General features: G+C 68.7%; 10 protein-coding genes. 6 read left to right on the top strand and 4 right to left on the bottom strand.

All coding sequences use genetic code 11. The annotated features are described in order from the left end of the window. The first annotated feature begins 143 nt into the window (after positions 1-143). From ENSA7_RS10075 to ENSA7_RS10065, 3 genes are read left to right on the top strand one after another with little or no spacing between them, the layout of a single operon-like run. Positions 144-1,793: a 5'-nucleotidase C-terminal domain-containing protein gene (locus ENSA7_RS10075; protein WP_106089012.1), complete on the top strand. Its 1,650-nt coding sequence runs from the start codon at positions 144-146 to the stop codon at positions 1,791-1,793. Next, positions 1,786-2,934: an LOG family protein gene (locus tag ENSA7_RS10070; RefSeq protein WP_106089011.1), complete on the top strand. Its 1,149-nt coding sequence runs from the start codon at positions 1,786-1,788 to the stop codon at positions 2,932-2,934. The genes ENSA7_RS10075 and ENSA7_RS10070 overlap by 8 nt, the downstream gene beginning before the upstream one ends. After that, the gene (locus ENSA7_RS10065) at positions 2,927-4,534 is read left to right on the top strand and encodes an urea transporter (RefSeq protein ID WP_219907938.1); all 1,608 of its coding nucleotides are present in this window, start codon (positions 2,927-2,929) and stop codon (positions 4,532-4,534) included. Before ENSA7_RS10070 ends, ENSA7_RS10065 begins: the two co-directional genes overlap by 8 nt. A 16-nt stretch (positions 4,535-4,550) precedes the next feature. Here ENSA7_RS10065 and ENSA7_RS10060 read toward each other — a convergent pair whose 3' ends face one another. The 4 genes from ENSA7_RS10060 to ENSA7_RS10045 all read right to left on the bottom strand — a co-directional run bounded on the left by ENSA7_RS10060 (position 4,551) and on the right by ENSA7_RS10045 (position 8,757). Further along, entirely contained in the window at positions 4,551-6,356 is a 1,806-nt protein-coding gene (locus ENSA7_RS10060) for a cation:proton antiporter domain-containing protein (protein ID WP_106089010.1), read from the bottom strand. A gap of 49 nt (positions 6,357-6,405) precedes the next feature. After that, on the bottom strand, positions 6,406-6,690 hold the full coding sequence (locus ENSA7_RS10055) for an HPr family phosphocarrier protein (RefSeq protein WP_106089009.1): 285 nt from the start codon (positions 6,688-6,690) through the stop codon (positions 6,406-6,408). Positions 6,691-6,774: 84 nt separating this feature from the next. Then, on the bottom strand, positions 6,775-7,086 hold the full coding sequence (locus tag ENSA7_RS10050; protein ID WP_146157537.1) for a hypothetical protein: 312 nt from the start codon (positions 7,084-7,086) through the stop codon (positions 6,775-6,777). A 147-nt stretch (positions 7,087-7,233) separates the two neighbouring features. After that, entirely contained in the window at positions 7,234-8,757 is a 1,524-nt protein-coding gene (locus ENSA7_RS10045; RefSeq protein ID WP_219907937.1) for a sigma-54 interaction domain-containing protein, read from the bottom strand. Positions 8,758-9,078: 321 nt separating this feature from the next. Here ENSA7_RS10045 and gltB point away from each other — a divergent pair, with 321 nt between their 5' ends. From gltB to ENSA7_RS10025, 3 genes are all read left to right on the top strand, one after another. Further along, entirely contained in the window at positions 9,079-13,635 is a 4,557-nt protein-coding gene (gltB, locus tag ENSA7_RS10035; RefSeq protein WP_106089005.1) for a glutamate synthase large subunit, read from the top strand. A 107-nt stretch (positions 13,636-13,742) separates the two neighbouring features. Beyond that, a complete protein-coding gene (locus ENSA7_RS45315) occupies positions 13,743-16,907 on the top strand; it encodes a DUF4215 domain-containing protein (RefSeq protein WP_244923765.1) in 3,165 nt (1,054 codons plus the stop codon). A 103-nt stretch (positions 16,908-17,010) separates the two neighbouring features. Next, a complete protein-coding gene (locus tag ENSA7_RS10025; RefSeq protein WP_106089004.1) occupies positions 17,011-18,513 on the top strand; it encodes a hydroxymethylglutaryl-CoA synthase in 1,503 nt (500 codons plus the stop codon). Positions 18,514-18,660 lie beyond the last annotated feature (147 nt).

Below are 18,660 nucleotides of genomic sequence, written 5' to 3'. Positions count from 1 at the left end.
GCAACGATCAGCGATCAAGAGAACGACCGGAGCCCGCAGACTGGCAGCAATCCGGCTCCCGTATGAGATCCGTCTGAGACCTACGGTCGATACGACGATTCATACACCTGTTCCGATCTTCCACCTCCCGAAGGAACTTTACAATGGCAGCGACCACGACCAGCGATAGCCCGCCGCGAGGCCCCACCCTACGTGTCATTTGTGTCAACGACATCTACTCGCTCGAGAATCTGCCGCGGCTCAAGAGCCTCGTGCAACACCACGCGGTGTCGAACCCGGCTGACCGCTTGGTCGTGACGCTGGCGGGCGATTTCGTGGCCCCGAGCATCCTGTCCAGCCTCGACAAGGGGGCGGGGATGATCGAGTGCCTCAATGAGATCCCGATCACCCACGCGATGTTCGGGAATCACGAGGATGACGTGGGCATGGGCGAGCTCGTCAAGCGTGTGCAGGAGTTCGCGGGCACCTGGCTCAACACCAACATGCCCACGTTCCAGCCCAAGTTGCCGACCCACCAGATCCTCGAGGTCACCAGCCCGGGTGGGGGTGGGCGAACGGTTCGGGTCGGTCTGCTCGGGCTGTTGGCGCACCAGAAGAACCTCTATCGACCAGGCGCGTTCGGTGGGCACACAATCGAGCCGGCCAACGAGACGGCCCAAAAGTGGGCGAAGGTCCTGCACACAGAGGGGTGCGCCTGCGTGATACCGATTACGCACCAGGACGTCGCGGACGATCTCGAGCTGGCCCGGAGCCAGCGCGAGCCACAGTTCCCGGTGATCGTGGCCGGTCACGAGCACGAGGTCATCATCGAGGACGTGGATGGTTGTTTGGTCATCAAGGCCGGCGCGGAGGCGGCGAACGCCGTGGTGATCGATCTGGCGTGGCCGGTCGAAGCACCGACCGGGGCGTTCGATCTGCCCACCGTCACGTACAAACTTCAGGAGGTCCGCGAGTTTCCGGAAGATCAGTCCATGCGCGCCCGCGTGGATCGGCACATGTCGTCGGTGCGCCGGCTCGACGGGGCCACGCTCATGCGGACCTCACCCGAGACCCCGCTGTCCTCCGTCGGGATCAAGTCCGGTCAGACCTCGATGGGCACGGTGCTGTGCTCGCACATCCGCGACGCGCTGGGCGCCGACGGTTGCCTGCTGCATGGCGGCGGGGTCCGGGGCGAGCAGGACTACGAGCAGCGCTTCACCTATGCCGACCTCAAGGCGGCGCTGCCCTATGCCAATGAGACGGTCGTGGTGAGCATGCCTGGCAGCGTCGTGCGAGACGCTGTCGCAATGTCGCGCGCGCGGGTGGGCTCGAACGCCTATTTGCAGGTCGACGACGGCATGACGATCGAGGGCCCCGGCGACGTCGTCACCACCATCGGTGGCCTCGCGCTCGACCCGAACCGCGAATATCGGATCGCCACCGTGCTCGGTCTGCTCGGCGGCATGAACGGGATCACCCCGTTTGTCGAGTACGCGAGCGCGCGGCCCGACCTGATACCGCCGCGGGACGCCGGGCGGGAGATCAAGATGATCCTGGTCGATGCCTTCTCCATGGAGCTGTGGCGCCAGCTCGGGAGCTTCGAGGAGATCGACGCCAATCAGGACGGGGTTGTCACCCCCGAGGAGCTCGAGCGCGCGATCAGCAGGGCGACCCATGAGGCGCCCTCGGACATCGTCGTCAATGATGTATTTCGAATGGTCGACGCCGACGGCGACGGGACCATCACCCGCGAGGAGGCCGAAGCCCTCGTCGCCAACCACGCAGCCATGCACGGAGACACGAGCAATGATTGAACAACGTCACGAAATTGAGACCATCGCGGAACTCGACCTCCACCTCCTCGCTGGCGGCTCGCTCGAGGGCCGGGTGTTCCAGGAGCTCGACCTGCGTGGTCACACCGCGGCGCTGTTGCGGTCGCCGCTCACGAACGCCCTGTTCCTGGGCTGCAAGCTGGAAGCCGAAGCGGCGACCCACGCGAACGCGACCGGGGCGCTGTTCTTTCCCGACCTGCCAAACCTGCCCTATTCGATGTACCGGGGCGCCCTGTACAGCGTGGCGGAGCTCTATGCGGGCTACGAGCAGGGCGTGGCCGGGAGCTACGAGCAGGCGTTCGATTGTCGCGTCTATCGTCACTACAGCGAATCTCGGAAGGTCAGTGATATTGTCGAGGACCTCGCGCAGCGCATTCACGATCACGCGATCACGAACGCCCTCGAGAACTGGCTCGCGGAGGGCGAACACAAGGTCGCTTCGGTCATGGGTGGTCACGCCCTCTCGCGCGCGGACCCGATGTACCGCACGGTCGCCAAGCTCGGGCACGAGCTGACGCTCGCGGGCTTCTGCGTCGCGACGGGGGGCGGTCCTGGGGCGATGGAGGCCAGCCATCTGGGCGCCTACCTGGCCACGCGTGGTTCAGAGGAGCTCGAGGCGGCGCTGGCCGTGCTCGCGCGCGCGCCAGGCATGCTGCCGACCGACGCCTGGCTCGACGCCGCGTTCGAGGTGCGCAAGATGTTCCCCATGGCGCCCGAGCACGAGTCCACGTGCCGGAGCATCGCCGTCCCAACCTGGCTCTACGGTCACGAGCCGCCCAACGCGTTCGCAACTCACTTCGCCAAGTACTTCGACAACAGCGTGCGTGAAGAGGGGGTGCTGGCGATCGGCATGTACGGGATCGTGTTCGCGCCGGGCAGCGCGGGGACCATTCAAGAGATCTTCCAGGACGCGGCGCAAAACCACTACAACACCTACGGCCATGTCAGCCCCATGGTGTTCCTGGGCAAGAAGTACTGGACCGAGGACAAGCCAGTCTATCCGCTGCTCGAGAAGCTCGCCGCCGGCCATGACTACGCGCGCTGGCTGTGCATCTCGGATGACGTCGACGAGATCGTCGAGCATTTGAAGGCCTACACCAAGGCACGCCACCCCGGTGAGTGAGCCCGCGCCACTGCACGAGCTGCTCGCCCGTGTCGTGGCGCCCGTCGCTGCGCCGCCCCCAGCGGCGTGGCGGTTTCCGCTCGGCACCATGCAGGCGCTCAATCAGCGCCTCGCCGAGCGGCCGTCGCTGAACTTCGTCAACGCGACGTTGCGCGGTATTGGCCAGGTCATCTTTGCCAACAACCCGGTGAGCGGGCTGATCATCCTCGTCGCGATGTTCGTGCAGTCGCCGTGGCTGGGGCTGATGAGCCTGGTCGGGGTGATCTCAGCGACGGCGATGGCGATGGCGATGCGGCTGGCCCCGGACGCGATCCAAAACGGCGTCTTTGGGTTGAACGGGCTGCTCGTCGGCGCGGCGATGGGGTTCGCGGGGCGAGCGGGCAATGGTCCATGGAACCCGGTCTGGATCGCCGCGGCGGTGTTGCTGTCGGCGTTGGCCACGGTCGTCATGCACACGCTCGGGACCTGGTTCGTGACGCGACTGAAGGCGGCGCCGTTGGGTGTCGCCTTCAACGCGGTCATGCTGGTCTTTTTCCTGGTCGTCGTGTTTGTCCCGCAGACACTCTTTGACCTGGGGCCGTCGCCCGCTCCGTTTCCGGCGGAGTCGATCGACGGGCTGCGGCTCGCGCGTTCGCTGCCGGCCGGTCTCGGCCAGGTGTTCTTCTCGGACGGCGTCATCCCGCTGCTGTTGATTGTGGTGGCGGTCGGGATCTGCACGCCGATCGGGCTCGTGGTGGCGCTGCTCGGCTGCGCGATCTCGCTGGTGGCGGGGCTCTCGCTCGGTGCCAGGCCCGGTGAGATGTACCTCGGGCTGTGGGGCTACAACGCGGTGCTGAGCGCGACGGCGATCGGTGGGGTCTTCTACGCGCCGAACTGGCGGAGCATCACGCTTGGCTCGATCTGTGCGTTCTTGGCGTCGGCCGGGAGCATCGTGCTCGCGCGCTGGCTGGCGCCGCTGCCAGTGCTGTCGATCCCGTTCACGATCGTGACGGTCGGGTGTTTTTGGGTGGTACGCCGGACGATCCCCTCGCTGGTGCCGGTCGCCCTGCACGCCGTCGCGAGCCCAGAGGAGCACCGCCAGCGCCACGCCGTCGCCTCGGAGGTGATCAGCCAATTTCGGCGCGCGCTCACGGCCGCCTCGCGCCACGAGCAGAGGGTCTCGCTGTTCGATCAGGCGCCGAGCGTGGAGAAGCACGAGCTGCGGCGGGTCTTCGACGCCATCGATCACGATCACAGCGGCGAGCTCTCACCCGCCGAGATCGAGGGCCATCTCGCGTCGGCGGGGATCTCGGGCGCCGAGCTGGCGCTCATGCTCGAGTGTCTGGATGTCGACCGCGACGGCCTGATCTCGTTCGAAGAGTTCGGGGAGCTGCTGCTGCGGCATCGACGGCTGATGTCCCGCTACGATCAGTTCTTCACCTACTTCATGCCGATCGACGCGGACGGCGACGATGTGATCAGCATCGACGAGATGAACAACGCAATGAGGAGCGTGGGCGAGCGGCCGCTGTCGAGCGCGGAGACCGAGCAATTACAGCGTCGAGCGCAGGGGCAACCATTGACCTGGGACCGGTTCATTCAGGTGCTGTTGTTGACGTGAGCCGGCGGCTGCCAGATCAGTCGAGGATCTCTTCGCGCCCCGCCGGATCGCCGTGGCTGCGGACCCGGGCGTCGACGAAGCCGGGCAGCTCGCCGTTGAGCGCCGCGCACACGGCCGGCACCACCCCGAACGAGGTCTCGGTCCGCCACGAGAACACGTAGTCAGCTCCGGCCGCGTACAGCTTGGCGACGTCCGGCAGGCGCACCGCGTTGACGATGATCATCGCGCTCGGGGCCCGCTGCCGCAGCTGCCGGGTCAGCTCGAGGTTGGTCACGCCCTTGAGGATGTCGTCGGAGATCGTGCACACGATGACGTCGGCCCCCATGATGTTGGGGCTGTCGAGGGTCTTGGGATTGGCGATGTCGCCGTAGACGACCTGCGCCCCGCGAGCTCGGATCCGGTCATGGATCGCGACGTTGAAGTCGACCACCAGGGTCTCGGCCAGGATCTCCGAGTGGCTATGCTGAAGGTCCTGCAGCAGCGACGAGGCCAGCCGATGGAAGCCCAGGAAAACCAGCCGCGGCGGCCGTTCACGCGCGTCTTCCTCGGTCTGGTGACGGTCGCGGATGCCCAGCCAGTGCAGCGGCTTGGCCAACACGCCGACCAGCGGATCTGCGAGATCGAACAGCTTGGGGGTCAAGATCGCGGTGATCACAAACGCGAAGATCACCGTGCTGACCAGCTCACCGTCAATGTGCCCGAGCGACAGCCCCAGATACGCAATGACCAGCGCGAACTCTGACACTTGCGCGACCTTGGTCGAGGTCGTGATCGCGTGACGTCGGTCGAGCCCGTTGGCGTACAGCAGCGGCAGGAACACCAGATAGCGGAGCGCGAACGCGATGACCGCGAGGCAGACGGCAGCGATGATCACCGCGAACCCGTCGGGCGCGGGGATGCTCATGCCCAGGGCCACGAAGAACAGCGTGATGAAGAAGTCGCGCAGGTTCCCGACCTTGGCGAACACCTCGTGGGCGTACGGGAACGACGCGATGCTCGTGCCCGCGACGAGGGCCCCGAGCTCCATCGAGACCGAGGGCTGGATCGGCAGGCCCAGCGCCGTGGCCCAGGGTCCGAGCTGACCGGCGAACATGCCCAGGCCAAAGCACCAGCCCAGCGCCAGCGTCACGACCAGCTCGGGCGACTTGGCGACCAGGCGAAACGCCGCGGGCAGCATGAACCGGGTCACCAGCCACGCGCAGCCGATCACGATCACGACGCCGACCAGGGTCCCGAGCAGCGGCGCGAGGTCGAAGCTGTCGAGGTTGGGCTGCAGCGCCAGCACCACGATCGCCCAGATGTCCTGGAAGATCAGCAGCCCGATGCACAGTCGACCGTCGACGGTGTCGAGCTGCAACCGCTCTTGCAAGACCTTGAACACCAGCAGCGTCGACGAGAACCCGCAAGCCAGCGCCAGGTACAGCGGCGTGTAGTCACCAGCGAGGCCGAGCCCGCCGAGGGCCACGAACGCCGCATACGCGACCGCGACCGTGACCGGCACCTGCAGCACCCCCGTGACGATCAACGTCCGCCCGCTGGCCAGCAGCGCGCGCAGATCGAGCTCGAGGCCGATCAGGAACAACAGCAAGATCAGCCCGAGCCCGGCGATCGTCTCGATCGCGTGGGGATCGTCGATTAGCCCGAAGCCGGCCGGGCCAATCAGCACGCCCGCGAAGATGAACCCAGCGATGCTCGGCAGCCGAACGCGCTCACACACCAGCGCGAACACGGCCGCAGCGACCAGCGCGGCGGCGATGCTCGCCACGATCGGCGGGGTACCGCCACCGGCGGCGAGGAGAGGGAACCATGACGGTGCGTTCATTTGGACTCGACTGTCGCGACCACCGCGACGGCGCTGAGAGTGTGGCCGATCATCGTGGCTCCTCGCCTAGTAGCAAGGCCACGATCGCATTGCAGGCGCGGGCAGCTTCGGGGCCGACCGCCGTGACCTCGACCCGATCGCCCACGCGAGCACCCAGTGACAATAGCGCGAACAGGCTGAGGGCACTCGCCGACCCCTGCTTGGCGACAATCGACACCTGTGCCTCTAAATGCGCCGCGTTGACATAAATGCTTCGTGCCAACGCGGTATTCAACCCTGGGCTGACTCCAATGACGACCACGCGCCGGGCGCGTGGCGTAGCGTTCTCTTGCATGGCTCACCACACTCCGTGTTCGGCACGGAGACCGATGACGGACAAACCACGAAGGGGCCCACCAAGACGACGGGCCGTGGCGGTTCAACCGATCATCGGTGGGCCACGAGGCGAGCCAACCCACAGCTGCGCGAGCTGAACATGGTCATGTCCGCGAGTCGCGTCCGGTTGGATCACCCGAAACGGCGCGGGCAACACGGCGACCGCGTCCCCCGACAGGCCAGTGGCACCTACGGTCTCGATGAGCCGTTCATCTGCTCGCCGAGCAAGCAGGGCACCGTCGGCGTCTGGCTGGCTGACGCAGTCGTCGACGGTGCGGCGCGCGTCGGCCGGGCCCCACCCGGCCAACCACAGGACCGCGATCAACACGGCCAAGATGCGCCATCGAGCCAGCACCACCGCGAAGGTACATCATGGCGTTTCAATGAGCAACGCGGACGTCACAGGGCGCGACGGCGGTTGCGTGAATCGTCCAGATTGTTGTCGCCACATTCTCGGCGAACGAGTCGATGCTGCGCCCGCGCGGGCCGAGAGTACACGCGCTCAGCCAAGGCCGTGCTTGTGCACGCGCAGACCCATGCGGCGCTCGCTGATGCCCAGAGCTCGGGCCGCCGCGGCTCGGTTTCCGCCGCTCTGCCCGAGCGCGCGCTCGAGCATGCGTCGCTCGAGCGCATGCAGGGCCTCGTCGAGGGTCGCCCCGGCCGGGGCATCGCCCAGCGCAGGAGCCTCACCGCGAGCTTCGCTGTCGCCGGGCTCGACCCCACGCAGCGTCGCGGGCAGGTGCTCGGCCCGGATGACCCCGCCGCCGGCCAGCAGCACCGCCCGCTCGATGCAGTTCTCGAGCTCGCGGACGTTGCCGGGCCAGTCCCAGGCCCACAGCATTCGCGCGGCCTTGCGCGAGATTCGGGTCACCGGCGGGTCGCGCTCGGAGCCGTAGCGGTTGACGAAGAAGTTGGCGAGCTCGAGCACGTCCTCCCGGCGATCGCGGAGGGCCGGGAGCTGGATGTCGAACACGTTGAGCCGATAGTAGAGATCCTCGCGGAACCGACCCTCGGCGATCGCCCGCTCGAGATCAGTGTGCGTGGCCGCGAGCACCCGGACGTCGCAGCGCCGCGTCTGGTTGCTGCCGATCCGCTCGAAGCTGCGCTCTTGCAGGACCCGGAGCAGCTTGATCTGGGTCTGCGGGCGCAGCTCGCCGATCTCGTCGAGGAAGATGGTCCCGCCGTCGGCGAGCTCGAAGCGACCCTTGCGGGTCTCGATCGCCCCGGTGAAGGCCCCGCGCTCGTGGCCGAATAGCTCGCTCTCGAGCATCGACTCGGGCAGGGCAGCGCAGTTGAGCGCGACGAACGGCGCCTCGGCCCGGGGCGAGGCGAAGTGGGTGGCCCGGGCGACCAGCTCCTTGCCGGTCCCGCTCTCGCCGCGGAGCAGCACCGTCGTGTTGCTGCGCGCGACCTGGGCGATCTTCTCGTACACCGCGAGCATCGACTTGTGGCTGCCGACGATGTTGGAGATCCGAAACCGCTCGCGCAGCTCGGCCCGCAGCCGGCGGTTCTCGGCCTCGATCGTGATCCGGGCCTCGGCTGCCCGCCGACGCATGGCGATCGCGTGGCCGAGCATGTCAGCCACGGCCTCGACCAGGGTCACGTCCACTTGCAGCTCGGCCGGGTCGGCGCCGTGGCGGTCGACGGACACGGTCCCGATCACCTGGCCGTCGAGCCGGACGGGGGCGCAGATGAACGACATGTACTCGGGCTCGCTGCGGCCGAGACGGTTGAGGAATTTCGGGCTCGAGCCGTGCACGACCCGGGTTCGCCCGCTCTGGATCACCCGCCCGACGATGCCCTCGCCGAACGCGTAGCGACCGCGTCGCACCTGCTCCTTGGTCAGGCCGTGGGCCTGCTCGATCCAGCTCTCGCCGGTCTCCGAGTCGCTCAGGGTCAGGTAGGGGTGCGCCATGCCCGGCCGCTCGGCGAGCATCTGCAGGGACCCGCCGACCACGTCGCGGAGCTCCATGCGCTCGGCGAGTGTGGCCGACAGTTCGTCAGCGGTCGGGGCGGAGTCAGGCACTTCCTACGAGATTGTAGGGGCATTCCGTGACCCTACGCAAACGTAGCTATAGGCATCTACCGTAAGTCCTTGATTTTATTATATTTCATGTCAGCCGTATCACGGGAATGGCGCTTGCGTTCGATTGGCGTCGATGTCTCGACGAAACTCCTTCAAAAGCTACGCACTCGTCGGACTCGTGCTCCTACCTACGCTCAACATCTTGTTCAAGAAGCTCTGCGTCGTTGCGATTGGGCCGCGGACCTACGCTGGCGTAGGTTTCTCGCTCATGCACCCCGGCGCTGAATTCGCGGGCGAAGTCGTCGGGGGGCTTCAGTGAGCATGAGTCAGGGTACGAAACAACGACGGTTCTCCATCGCTCGGCCGCGCGAGCACGCCGCTTGCGGGGTCGGCTTCATCGCGGCCCGAGACGGCGTCGCCCGGCGCGAGCACCTCGATCGCGCGCTCACGGCCCTCGCCGCGGTCGAGCACCGCGGGGCCGTGGCGGCAGACGGACGCAGCAGCGACGGCGCCGGGATCATGACCGACATCCCCTGGGCGTTGATCGGTCACGAGCCCGGCTCGGTCGCCGTTGCGACCTTGTTCCTGACCGCCCCGGACCAGCGCGCGGCCGTGCTCGATGTGTTCGAGCAGACCTTCGCGGTGTTCGATCTCGACATCCTCCACTACCGCGAGGTCCCGACCTGTCCACAGGTGCTCGGCGAGATCGCGGCCGCGACCGCGCCGGAGATCCTTCAGGCGATCATCCAGCGCCCGCGCGCGTGTCGGACCGAGCCCAGCTTCGAGGCCCGGCTCTACCAGGCCAAACAGACCACCCGCACGCGCCTGAGCGAGCTCGTTGGGGCCGGCGCTCCAGAGCCGATGTTCTTCACCTCGCTGTCGAGCCAGACCGTGGTCTACAAGGCCCTGACTCGGGCCGCGGAGCTCCCAGCGTTCTACCCGGACCTGCTCGATCCCCGGTTTCGCACCCGCTTCGCCCTGTTCCACCGCCGGTTCTCGACCAACACCCGCAGCACCTGGGACAAGGCTCAGCCGTTCCGCCTGATCGCCCACAACGGTGAGATCAACACGATCGCCGGCAACCGGAGCTGGTCCTACTCGCGCGAGCAGGCCCTGGGTCTGGCGCCCAACGAGCTGCTGACCCACCGCGACGTCTCGGACTCGGGCAACCTCAACGAGCAGGTCGAGGCGCTGCGCGTGCGCAGCTCGATCCCACAGATCGAGGACATCTTGGCGATCACGATCCCCGTGGCCGGGATCCGCAACGACTTCTACAGCTTCTGGGGCCGGGCGATGGAGCCCTGGGACGGGCCGGCGCTGATCACCTGGGCCGACGGACGCGGCGTCGGGGCCCGCCTCGATCGCAATGGGTTCCGCCCGGCCCGCTGGACGATGACCGAGCAGGTGTTCGTGCTCGCCTCGGAGGCCGGGATCTTTGCTCTGGATCCAGCGGCGATCGAGTCGCAGGGGACGGTTCCGGCCGGCTCTGGCGTCAAGGTCGAGCTCGACAGCGGCGAGGTCCACTTCCGCGATCCCTCGGTCTCGCGCGAGAACCACGGCGCCCGCTTCGACGCCCGGCTCGTCGACTTCCCGGCCGAGCTCGCGAGCCCGAGCGAGGAGCCGCAGCGGCTCTCGGTCCGGGCCCGCGGGGCGCTGTTCGGGCTGACCGTCGAGGAGCACGCCAAGGTCCTGAGGCCGATGATCGAGGGCGGCCGCGAGGCGATCGGTTCGATGGGGGACACGGCCCGGCCGGCGCTGTTCTCCGCGCTCCCGCGCAGCCTCTACGACTACTTCTTCCAGACCTTCGCCCAGGTCACCAACCCGCCCCTCGACTACATCCGCGAGCGCAGCGTCACCGATCTGTCGACCTACCTGGGCCAGCGACCGAACATCTTCGCGGCCAAGGAGCTGCTGCCGCAGGCGCCGGGGCTGCGGCTCGCTACGCCGGTCCTGAGCCTCGCCCAGATGGCCTGGGTCCGGCGCCTGCGGGACTCGGTCCCGCGTGATCTTCGACCGAGTGAGCCGCGGATCCGGGCCCGGGAGATCGACATCTGCGTCGCAGCCGAGGCGCTCGAGCGCGAGGGTGGGGCGGCCCTCGAGGCGGCCCTCGAGGCGATCGCCGAACAGACCCTGGCGGCGGCCGCGGGCGGCCGGGCGATCGTGATCCTCAGCGATCGCAAGGCGAGCCACGAGCGGCCGCCGATCCCGAGTTTGCTGGCCCTGCGCGCGGCCGTGGTCGCCCTCAACCGCGAGGGCCTGCGGCTCGGGTCGTCGATCGTGCTCGACACTGGCGACGTCCGGACCACCCACCAGCTCGCTTGCGCCGTCGGGTTTGGCGCCACCGCCGTGTGTCCCTACCTCGCCTGCGAGCTCGCCCGCGAGAGCGCCGACGCGAGCGCGGAGCGGGCCGACGAGCGCGAGGCCCAGCTGTGTCGCGCGCTCGACAACGGCCTGCTCAAGATCATGAGCAAGATGGGCATCTCGGTCGTGCGCAGCTATCAGAGCGCCAAGCTGTTCACCAGCTTCGGCCTCGCCCAGGGCCTGCTCGATCGATTGTTCCCGGGCCTCGACAGCCCGATCGGCGGCCTGGATCTGCCCGAGCTCGCGGCTGACATGCTGCGGACTCGGGCGGCCGCGGCTGCCACCGCCGGGGCCGGGGCCGAGCTCCTGCCGAGCAACTATCTGCTCAAGGAGCACCCCCGCGGCCACGCGGGCGAAGCCCACTCGATGACCGCGGCCCGCTCGAAGCTGGTCCACCGACTGACCCGCAAGCTCGCCGGGCCCCGGGACCTCGACGGCGACGCGATCGACTGGCGGGCCTACCTCGAGGCTGGCGAGCAGGGCGACCCCGTCAACCTCCGCCAGCTCCTCGAGCTGCGCCCGGTCGGGCCCGAGCTGACCGTCGATGAGGTCGAGGATCGCCGGGCGATTTTGGCTCGGTTCGGGTCCGGAGCCATGTCCTTCGGGGCGATCAGCGCCGAGGCTCAGCGCGACGTGTTCCTGGCCATGCGTCGCATTGGCGGGCGCAGCAACTCGGGCGAGGGCGGCGAGAACCCGTGGTACTTCGTCGATGGGACCACGGCCACGACCAAGCAGGTGGCTTCCGGCCGGTTTGGCGTCGACGCCGAGTATCTCGTCACTGGCGAGGAGATCGAGATCAAGATCGCCCAGGGGGCCAAGCCTGGCGAGGGCGGCCAGCTCATGGGCATCAAGGTCGACGCCGCGATCGCTCAGGCCCGCCACGCTGGCGTCGGCGTCGACTTGATCTCGCCGCCGCCGCTGCACGACATCTACTCGATCGAGGACCTCAAGCAGCTCATCTACGAGCTGCGGGCCGTCAATCCGAGCGCGCGGATCGGGGTCAAGTTGGTCTCGGGCGTGGACATCGGGACCATCGCCGTCGGCGTGGTCAAGGCCGGCGCCGACGTGATCCAGATCTCCGGCGGCGACGGGGGCACGGGCGCGGCCCCGCTGAGCTCGATGAAGCACGCCGGCCTGACCTGGGAGCTGGGCCTCGCGGAGGTCCACCAGGCCCTGGCCGCAAACGGCCTGCGCGAGCGCGTGACCCTGCGCGTCGACGGTGGCCTGCACTCGGGCTTCGACGTGATCGTGGCCGCGGCGCTCGGGGCCGAGGAGTTCGGCTTCGGCAAGCTCCTGCTCGTCGCCCAGGGCTGCATCATGGCCCGGATCTGCGAGAAGAACCGGTGCCCGCGGGGCATCGCGACCCACGACCCCAAGTTCAAGGCCAAGTACCAGGGCTCGCCCGAGGCGATCGTCGCGGTGCTCGAGCGCCTCGCCGACGAAGTCCGTGAGCGGCTCGCGGCGCTCGGGGTGAACTCGCTGCGGGAGCTGCTCGGGCGCAGCGAGGCCCTGCGACCGGCCGGGCGCCACCGCGAGCTGATGGCGCGCCGCGGCATCGACCTCGCGCGCCTGCTCGAGGGCCCAGAGCTGCGCGCCGACGCGCCCGCGCGCGCGTGGCCGGAGCGCTCGCGCGACGACGACGAGTCGATGAGCGTCCTCGATCGGCGGCTGCTCGCCGAGGTCCTGCCCGCGCTCGAGCGCGGTGAGTCGGTTCGAGCCCGCTACGCGATCGCGACCACCGATCGGGCCACCCTCGCCCGCCTCGCGGGTGAGCTGGCCGATCGTGCCCACGCCGCGCGCATGCGGTCGCTCGAGCAGCGCCCGCGGACGCTCGCCGATCCCGATCGCGCCTGCTACCTGCCAGCGCCCGGCAGCGCCACCCTCGAGTTTGAAGGCAGCGCCGGCCAGGGCTTCGCCTGCTTCTTGGTCCAGGGCCTCGAGGTCGCGCTGATCGGCGAGGCCAACGACTCGGTCGCCAAGGGCATGAGCGGCGGTAGCGTGACGGTCGTTCCGCCAGCCGCGGCCCGGTTCGTGGCGGAGGACAACCTGCTGATCGGCAACTGTGCGCTCTACGGCGCGACCGGTGGCTCCCTGTACCTGCGCGGCCGGGCCGGCGATCGCTTCGCCGTGCGCAACTCCGGGGCCGAGGCCGTGCTCGAGGGCGCGGGCCTCCACGCCTGCGAGTACATGACCGGCGGACGCGTGGCGATTCTCGGGCCGATCGGCGACAACGCTGGCGCCGGCATGACCGGCGGTGTGCTGTATCTACGCAGCAGCGAGGTCCTGCGGATCAACGCCGACTATCTCGAGGTTCACGCCCTGGATGAGGATCCGGACGCCGAGGCCGAGCTGCAGGGCATGCTCGAGCGCCACCTCGCCCGGACCGGCTCGGCCACGGCGGCCGCGGTGCTCGGCGACTGGGCGCGAGCCAAGCGGGGCTTCGTGGTCGCCCGCGAGCGCGAGCGCAGGCCGAGGACCGTCGACGCGCCGATCCGTCCGACCGGATCGGACCGGTGAGTTCCAGCGCTCATCACCAAATTGCGCGTGGGGCAGCTCGAGCGGGTCCCTACGCCAAAGGTCCAGCTGTGATTGCCCGCAGCGCGTGAACTCGCTATCGCGAGCTCGTGCAACGCTCGAAGTCGATCACTACCCAGCGCGGCCTCGCCTTTCCCGCGCTCGCTAGCCTGGCGGCGCTCTTGCTCGCGAGCCCCGAAGCGCTGGCGGCCAAGCATCCCGTCGATGTTCAGGGCCTCGAGCTTGCGTCGGGGGTGATCGCCAGCCCGCCGACGCCTCCGGTGTGGGGGGCCGCGCTCGACTCAGCCACGCAGCGAGGCTTGGAGGCGCGCGCGGGCAGGCTTCGCGCGGCGCTTGGTCGGGCGTGGATCGCCTGGGATCCCCACCGCGGCGCGCCCCGGGGCATCATCACGGCTGGCGTGCCTGCGCCGGGCACCGCGAGCTCGGCGTTGGCGGCCGAGCTGTTCGCCCGGCTGTGGCTCGCGCAGCACGTCGACGTGCTCGCGCCGGGGGCCGACCTGTCCGACTTCGAGCTCGTCGCCAATGACTCGTCGGCGGGGATCCGCAGCGTCGGCTTTCGCCAGCTTCACAACGGCCTGCGCGTGATCGGGGGCCAGCTCAGCTTGCAGTTCCGGGCCGACGCGCTGGTCTACGTCGGCTCGCAGGCGCTGCCCAACCTCGCGGTGCCGAGCACGTCTGCGCCCACGATCTCGCTCGCAAAGGCGCTCACGCGCGCGCGCGAGTGGGTGCTCGCGGACTACCCGACGGCCACCTCGGTGAGCGCGACGGGTCCGGCCGAGCGCGTGATCCTGCCGATCTTCCATACCCTGCACACCCCGCCTGGGAACACCACGGCGGGGCACTACGGCTACCACGACGTCGTCCGCGTCGAGGTCCGCAGCGGCGATCCGATCGCTCACTGGTCGGTGTACCTCGACGCCCACACGGGCTCACCCGTCGCGCGCGAGCAGCTGGTCAAGTCCGCTGGCGAGGTCCGCTTCGACGTGCCCGTGCGCTACCCCGGGTTTGGCCGCGAGGACGTGATCGCCCCGGAGCTGTTCATGGTCGAGACCGGCAACGACGCGATGACCGACATCGACGGGCTGCTGCAGCTCAGCGCCAGCCCGACGCTGGTCTCGACCTCCGTGGACGGACCGCTCGTCGACGTGGTCAACCTCGCGGGCGCCTCCGCGACGGCGAACTTTCAGCTCGCCAACAACGGCACGATCATCTGGAGCGAGGCTGGCACGGCCGCGCGCGACGCTCAGCTGAGCGTGTTCGTGCATGCGTCGCGGGCCAAGGCGCACGTGCGCGGCATCGATCCGAACCTGGCGTGGCTCGACGAGCAGCTGCTCGCCCGCGTCAACGCCAACAACCAGTGCAACGCGTTCGCCGATGATCAGGGCGTGCTGTTTCGTGGCGGCGGCAACCAATGCGAGAACATGGGCCGGGTCGGCGACGTCGTCTATCACGAGATCGGGCACGTCGTTCACTTCGAGTCGATCCTCATGGGCGTCGGCGCGGTCGATGGCGCGCTGTCCGAAGGCGTCGCTGACTATCTGGCGACCACGATCACCGGCGACTCGGGCATGGCCCGCGGGTTTTTCAACAACGACAACAATCCGCTGCGCGAGCTCGACCCCGACGGCAGCGAGTGGACCTGGCCCGAAGATATCAGCGCCGATCCGCATGGCACGGGGCGGATCATCGGCGGGACCTTGTGGGACCTTCGGACCGCGTTGATCGAGCAGCTCGGCCCGGTCGCCGGCCACGCGCGCGCCGACCTGATCTATTACGAAGGTCACCGCCGCGCGACCGACATTCCCTCGATGTATCCGGCGGCCCTGGTCGCAGACGACAACGACGGCGACCTGTCCAACGGCACGCCCAACGGCTGTGCGATCAACACCGCGTTCGCCGAGCACGGCTTGCTGGACCTGGGCGCGATCGCAGGCAGTCTTCAGGTCGAGCTCGAGAATGTCCCCGCAGGCCGCGAGGTCGCTCTGACCGCGTCGGCGCCGATGTTCGCGGGCTGCCCCCAGTCGGTGGACTCGGCCAGCTTGCGCTGGCGCGTGCGCGAGAGCCCCGAGGACATCTTCGAGGTCGCCATGAGCCTGCAGGGCGGCGTGTGGGTGGCGACGATCCCCACCCAGGCGACCGGCGTCGTCGTCGAGTTTCAGGTCGAGGCGACCTACGCCAACGGCACCGTCGGCCACAGGCCGAGCAACCTCGCGGACCCCTGGTACCAGACCTACTTCGGCGCCGTGATCCCGATCTACTGCCTCGACGCGAACGCGAACCTCGACGAGTGGAGTTTGGCTGGGGACGGCGACATCTGGGACTTCGCGCTCATGGATATCTCGGCCACGGATCCGCCCGCGCCCTACGACGATGACGGCGTGCTGCTCACGATGGAGGGCGACTACCTGCCGGAGTCGGACACCGCCGCGACCAGCCCGTTGGTCGACATCTCGGGCCACACCGACGTGCGCCTGCAGTACCGACGCTGGCTCAGCGTCGAGGACGGGTTTTACGATCAAGCCACGATCAGCGCCAACGGCCAGAGCGTGTGGACCAACCTCGCGACCGAGGGCGCCGTCACGCACCACAAGGATCAGGAGTGGCGCTTTCACGACATCAACCTCAGCGAGTTCATCGCCGACGGTGACGTCGAGCTCGAGTTTGCGTTGATCAGCGATCAGGGCCTGCACTTCGGCGGCTGGACCGTCGACGCGTGGTGCATCGTCGAGGTCGTCGAGGCCGTGTGTGGTGATGGCCAAGTCACCGGCGACGAGCTGTGCGACGACGGCAACACGATCGACGGGGACGGCTGCGACGCCGCGTGTGTGCCCGAGCCGGATCCGCCTGGTGACGGTGACGGTGACGGCGACGGCGACGGCGATGGCGATCCCGGCGACGGCGATGGCGACCCCGGCGATGGGGACAGCGGCGACGATGACAGCGGCGATGGCGATGCTGGCGACGACTCGTCGGCGGGCGACGAGGGGGACACGGGCACGGACACGGCCGGCGCTGGCGACCCCGCCGTCGAAGATGGCTGCAACTGCAGCGCCGAGCCGCACGACGAGCGTCCGTGGTCCGGCGTGTGGCTGCTGGCGCTCCTGGGCCTGGGCTTGGGACGCGTCCGCGACCGGTCGAGCCGATCGAGCCGATCGAGCCGATCGAGCCGATCGAGCCGATCGAGCCGATCGGGCCTGGGGTTGCGCTCGGTCGTCCACCGTCAGACGGTGCGCGAGCCCACACCTTCGCTGTGACCCATGCCACCGAGCGCACCGGGCCAGGGCGCTCGAGTGACGTACTTCGCTACCCCTGCGATCGACACCGCGCGAAAAGCATCGCCCTCCGAGCAGGTCTACGATGCCTACGCAGCAGTCCCCTGGAATCAGCGCCATCTCCATCTACGTCCCCCGCCACCGCGTCGACCTCGAGCGCTGGTGCGAGTGGACCGGCGCGGCTTGGCCGAAGGTCGCCGCCGTCGTCGGTCGCAGCTTTCGGGTCTGCGGGCCCGACGAGAACGCCTACACCATGGCCGCCAGCGCCGTGCTGCGGCTGATCCGCTCGAATCGCGTCGACCCCCGGCAGATCGGCATGCTCGCGCTCGGGACCGAGTCATCGACCGACAACGCCGCGGGCGCGGTGATCGTCAAGGGCATGGTCGACGAGGGTCTGCGCGCGCTTGGCCTGCCGGGCATCGCCCGCGACTGCGAGGTGCCCGAGTTCAAGCACGCGTGCCTCGGTGGGGTCTACGCGACCAAGGCGGCGGCCCGCTACCTCGCGTACGACGGTCGCGGGCGCCAGGCGATCGTCGTCAGCTCCGACATCGCCGAGTACCAGCGCGGCAGCTCGGGCGAGCAGACCCAAGGCGCGGGCGCTGTCGCGTTCTTGCTCGAGGCCGAGCCCAAGCTCCTGGCCCTCGATCTCGCCCATGCTGGATCGGCCTCGCGCTACCGCGGCTACGACTTTCGCAAGCCGTTCGCGCGCCACTTCGTGCCCGGATATCACGACGACAACGTACGGTTCCGCGACTTCCCGGTGTTCAACGGCAAGTACTCGACGACCTGCTATGTCGATGAGGTCATCGCTGCGCTCGATGCCATGTTCGACGGGTTCGACGGGCTCGATGGGCTCGACATCGGCCGCCGAGCGTTCTACGGCGAGCTCGCCGGACTGTTCTTCCATCGGCCGTACCACCACCTCCCGATCACGGCGCTCGCGACCGCGTTGGTGTTCGACATGGCGCGAGATCCCCAGGCTCGCGGCCAGCTGAGCGAGCTCGCCAACGGGGCCGGCGTCGAGCTCGACGCGGCCCTCGCCGAGGTTCGCCGCCACGCCGCCGACGACTTCGATCTGTTCGCGGAGGTTCAAGCGCGCGGCCCGGGCCATGATCCCTTCGCCGCGGTTGGTCAGATCGCCAAGCAGCTGCGCGCGTCGACCTGGTTTCGTGACTTCGCCGCGGACAAGCTGAGCCTCGGCGCCGACCTGGTGTGCGACGTCGGCAACCTCTACACCGCGTCGCTGCCAGCCTGGCTCGCCGCCGGCCTCGAGGACGCGCACACCCGCAAGATCGAGCTCGCCAACAAGCGCTTGTTGCTGGTCGGCTACGGCAGCGGCGACGCGGCCGAGGCGATCCCAGCGATCGTGATGCCCGGCTGGGAGCAGGCGGCCAGCGCGATCGGCTTCGCGCGTGCGCTCGACGGCGCGCACGATCTCGACCGCGCCCAGTACGAGGCGCTGCACGATGGGCGCTCGATCGAGCAGCTCGGCGGCAAGACGAAGGGGTTCGCAATTCGCGAGGTCGGGGCGCTCAACGACGAGTCCTTCCAGGACATCGGCATCGAGTACTACCGCTACTGCGGCTGACGCCGCGGGCCCGCGGGTCGGGGCTGCGAGCAGGCCCACCCGCAAGCCGGGCGCCAGACGAAACACGAGCGACCCCGATGGACGCGGCGGTCAGTGACATACGCCAAACCTGGCGCAAGATGGGCGGAGACCTGTTCTCGGCCTGGT

Source organism: Enhygromyxa salina, assembly GCF_002994635.1.
Taxonomy (GTDB): Bacteria; Myxococcota_A; Polyangia; order Nannocystales; family Nannocystaceae; genus Plesiocystis; species Plesiocystis salina_B.
Note: the sequence above shows the minus strand (reverse complement) of the source record. Positions and strands in the feature narration are given on the sequence as shown.

Bases quoted from the DNA above. Each gene is read 5' to 3' on its own strand.
- ENSA7_RS10060 (WP_106089010.1), bottom strand. From the start codon at position 6,356: ATGAACGCACCGTCATGGTTCCCTCTCCTCGCCGCCGGTGGCGGTACC.
- ENSA7_RS10025 (WP_106089004.1), top strand. From the start codon at position 17,011: ATGCCTACGCAGCAGTCCCCTGGAATCAGCGCCATCTCCATCTACGTC.
- gltB (WP_106089005.1), top strand. From the start codon at position 9,079: ATGAGTCAGGGTACGAAACAACGACGGTTCTCCATCGCTCGGCCGCGC.
- ENSA7_RS10055 (WP_106089009.1), bottom strand. From the start codon at position 6,690: ATGCAAGAGAACGCTACGCCACGCGCCCGGCGCGTGGTCGTCATTGGA.
- ENSA7_RS10070 (WP_106089011.1), top strand. From the start codon at position 1,786: ATGATTGAACAACGTCACGAAATTGAGACCATCGCGGAACTCGACCTC.
- ENSA7_RS10075 (WP_106089012.1), top strand. From the start codon at position 144: ATGGCAGCGACCACGACCAGCGATAGCCCGCCGCGAGGCCCCACCCTA.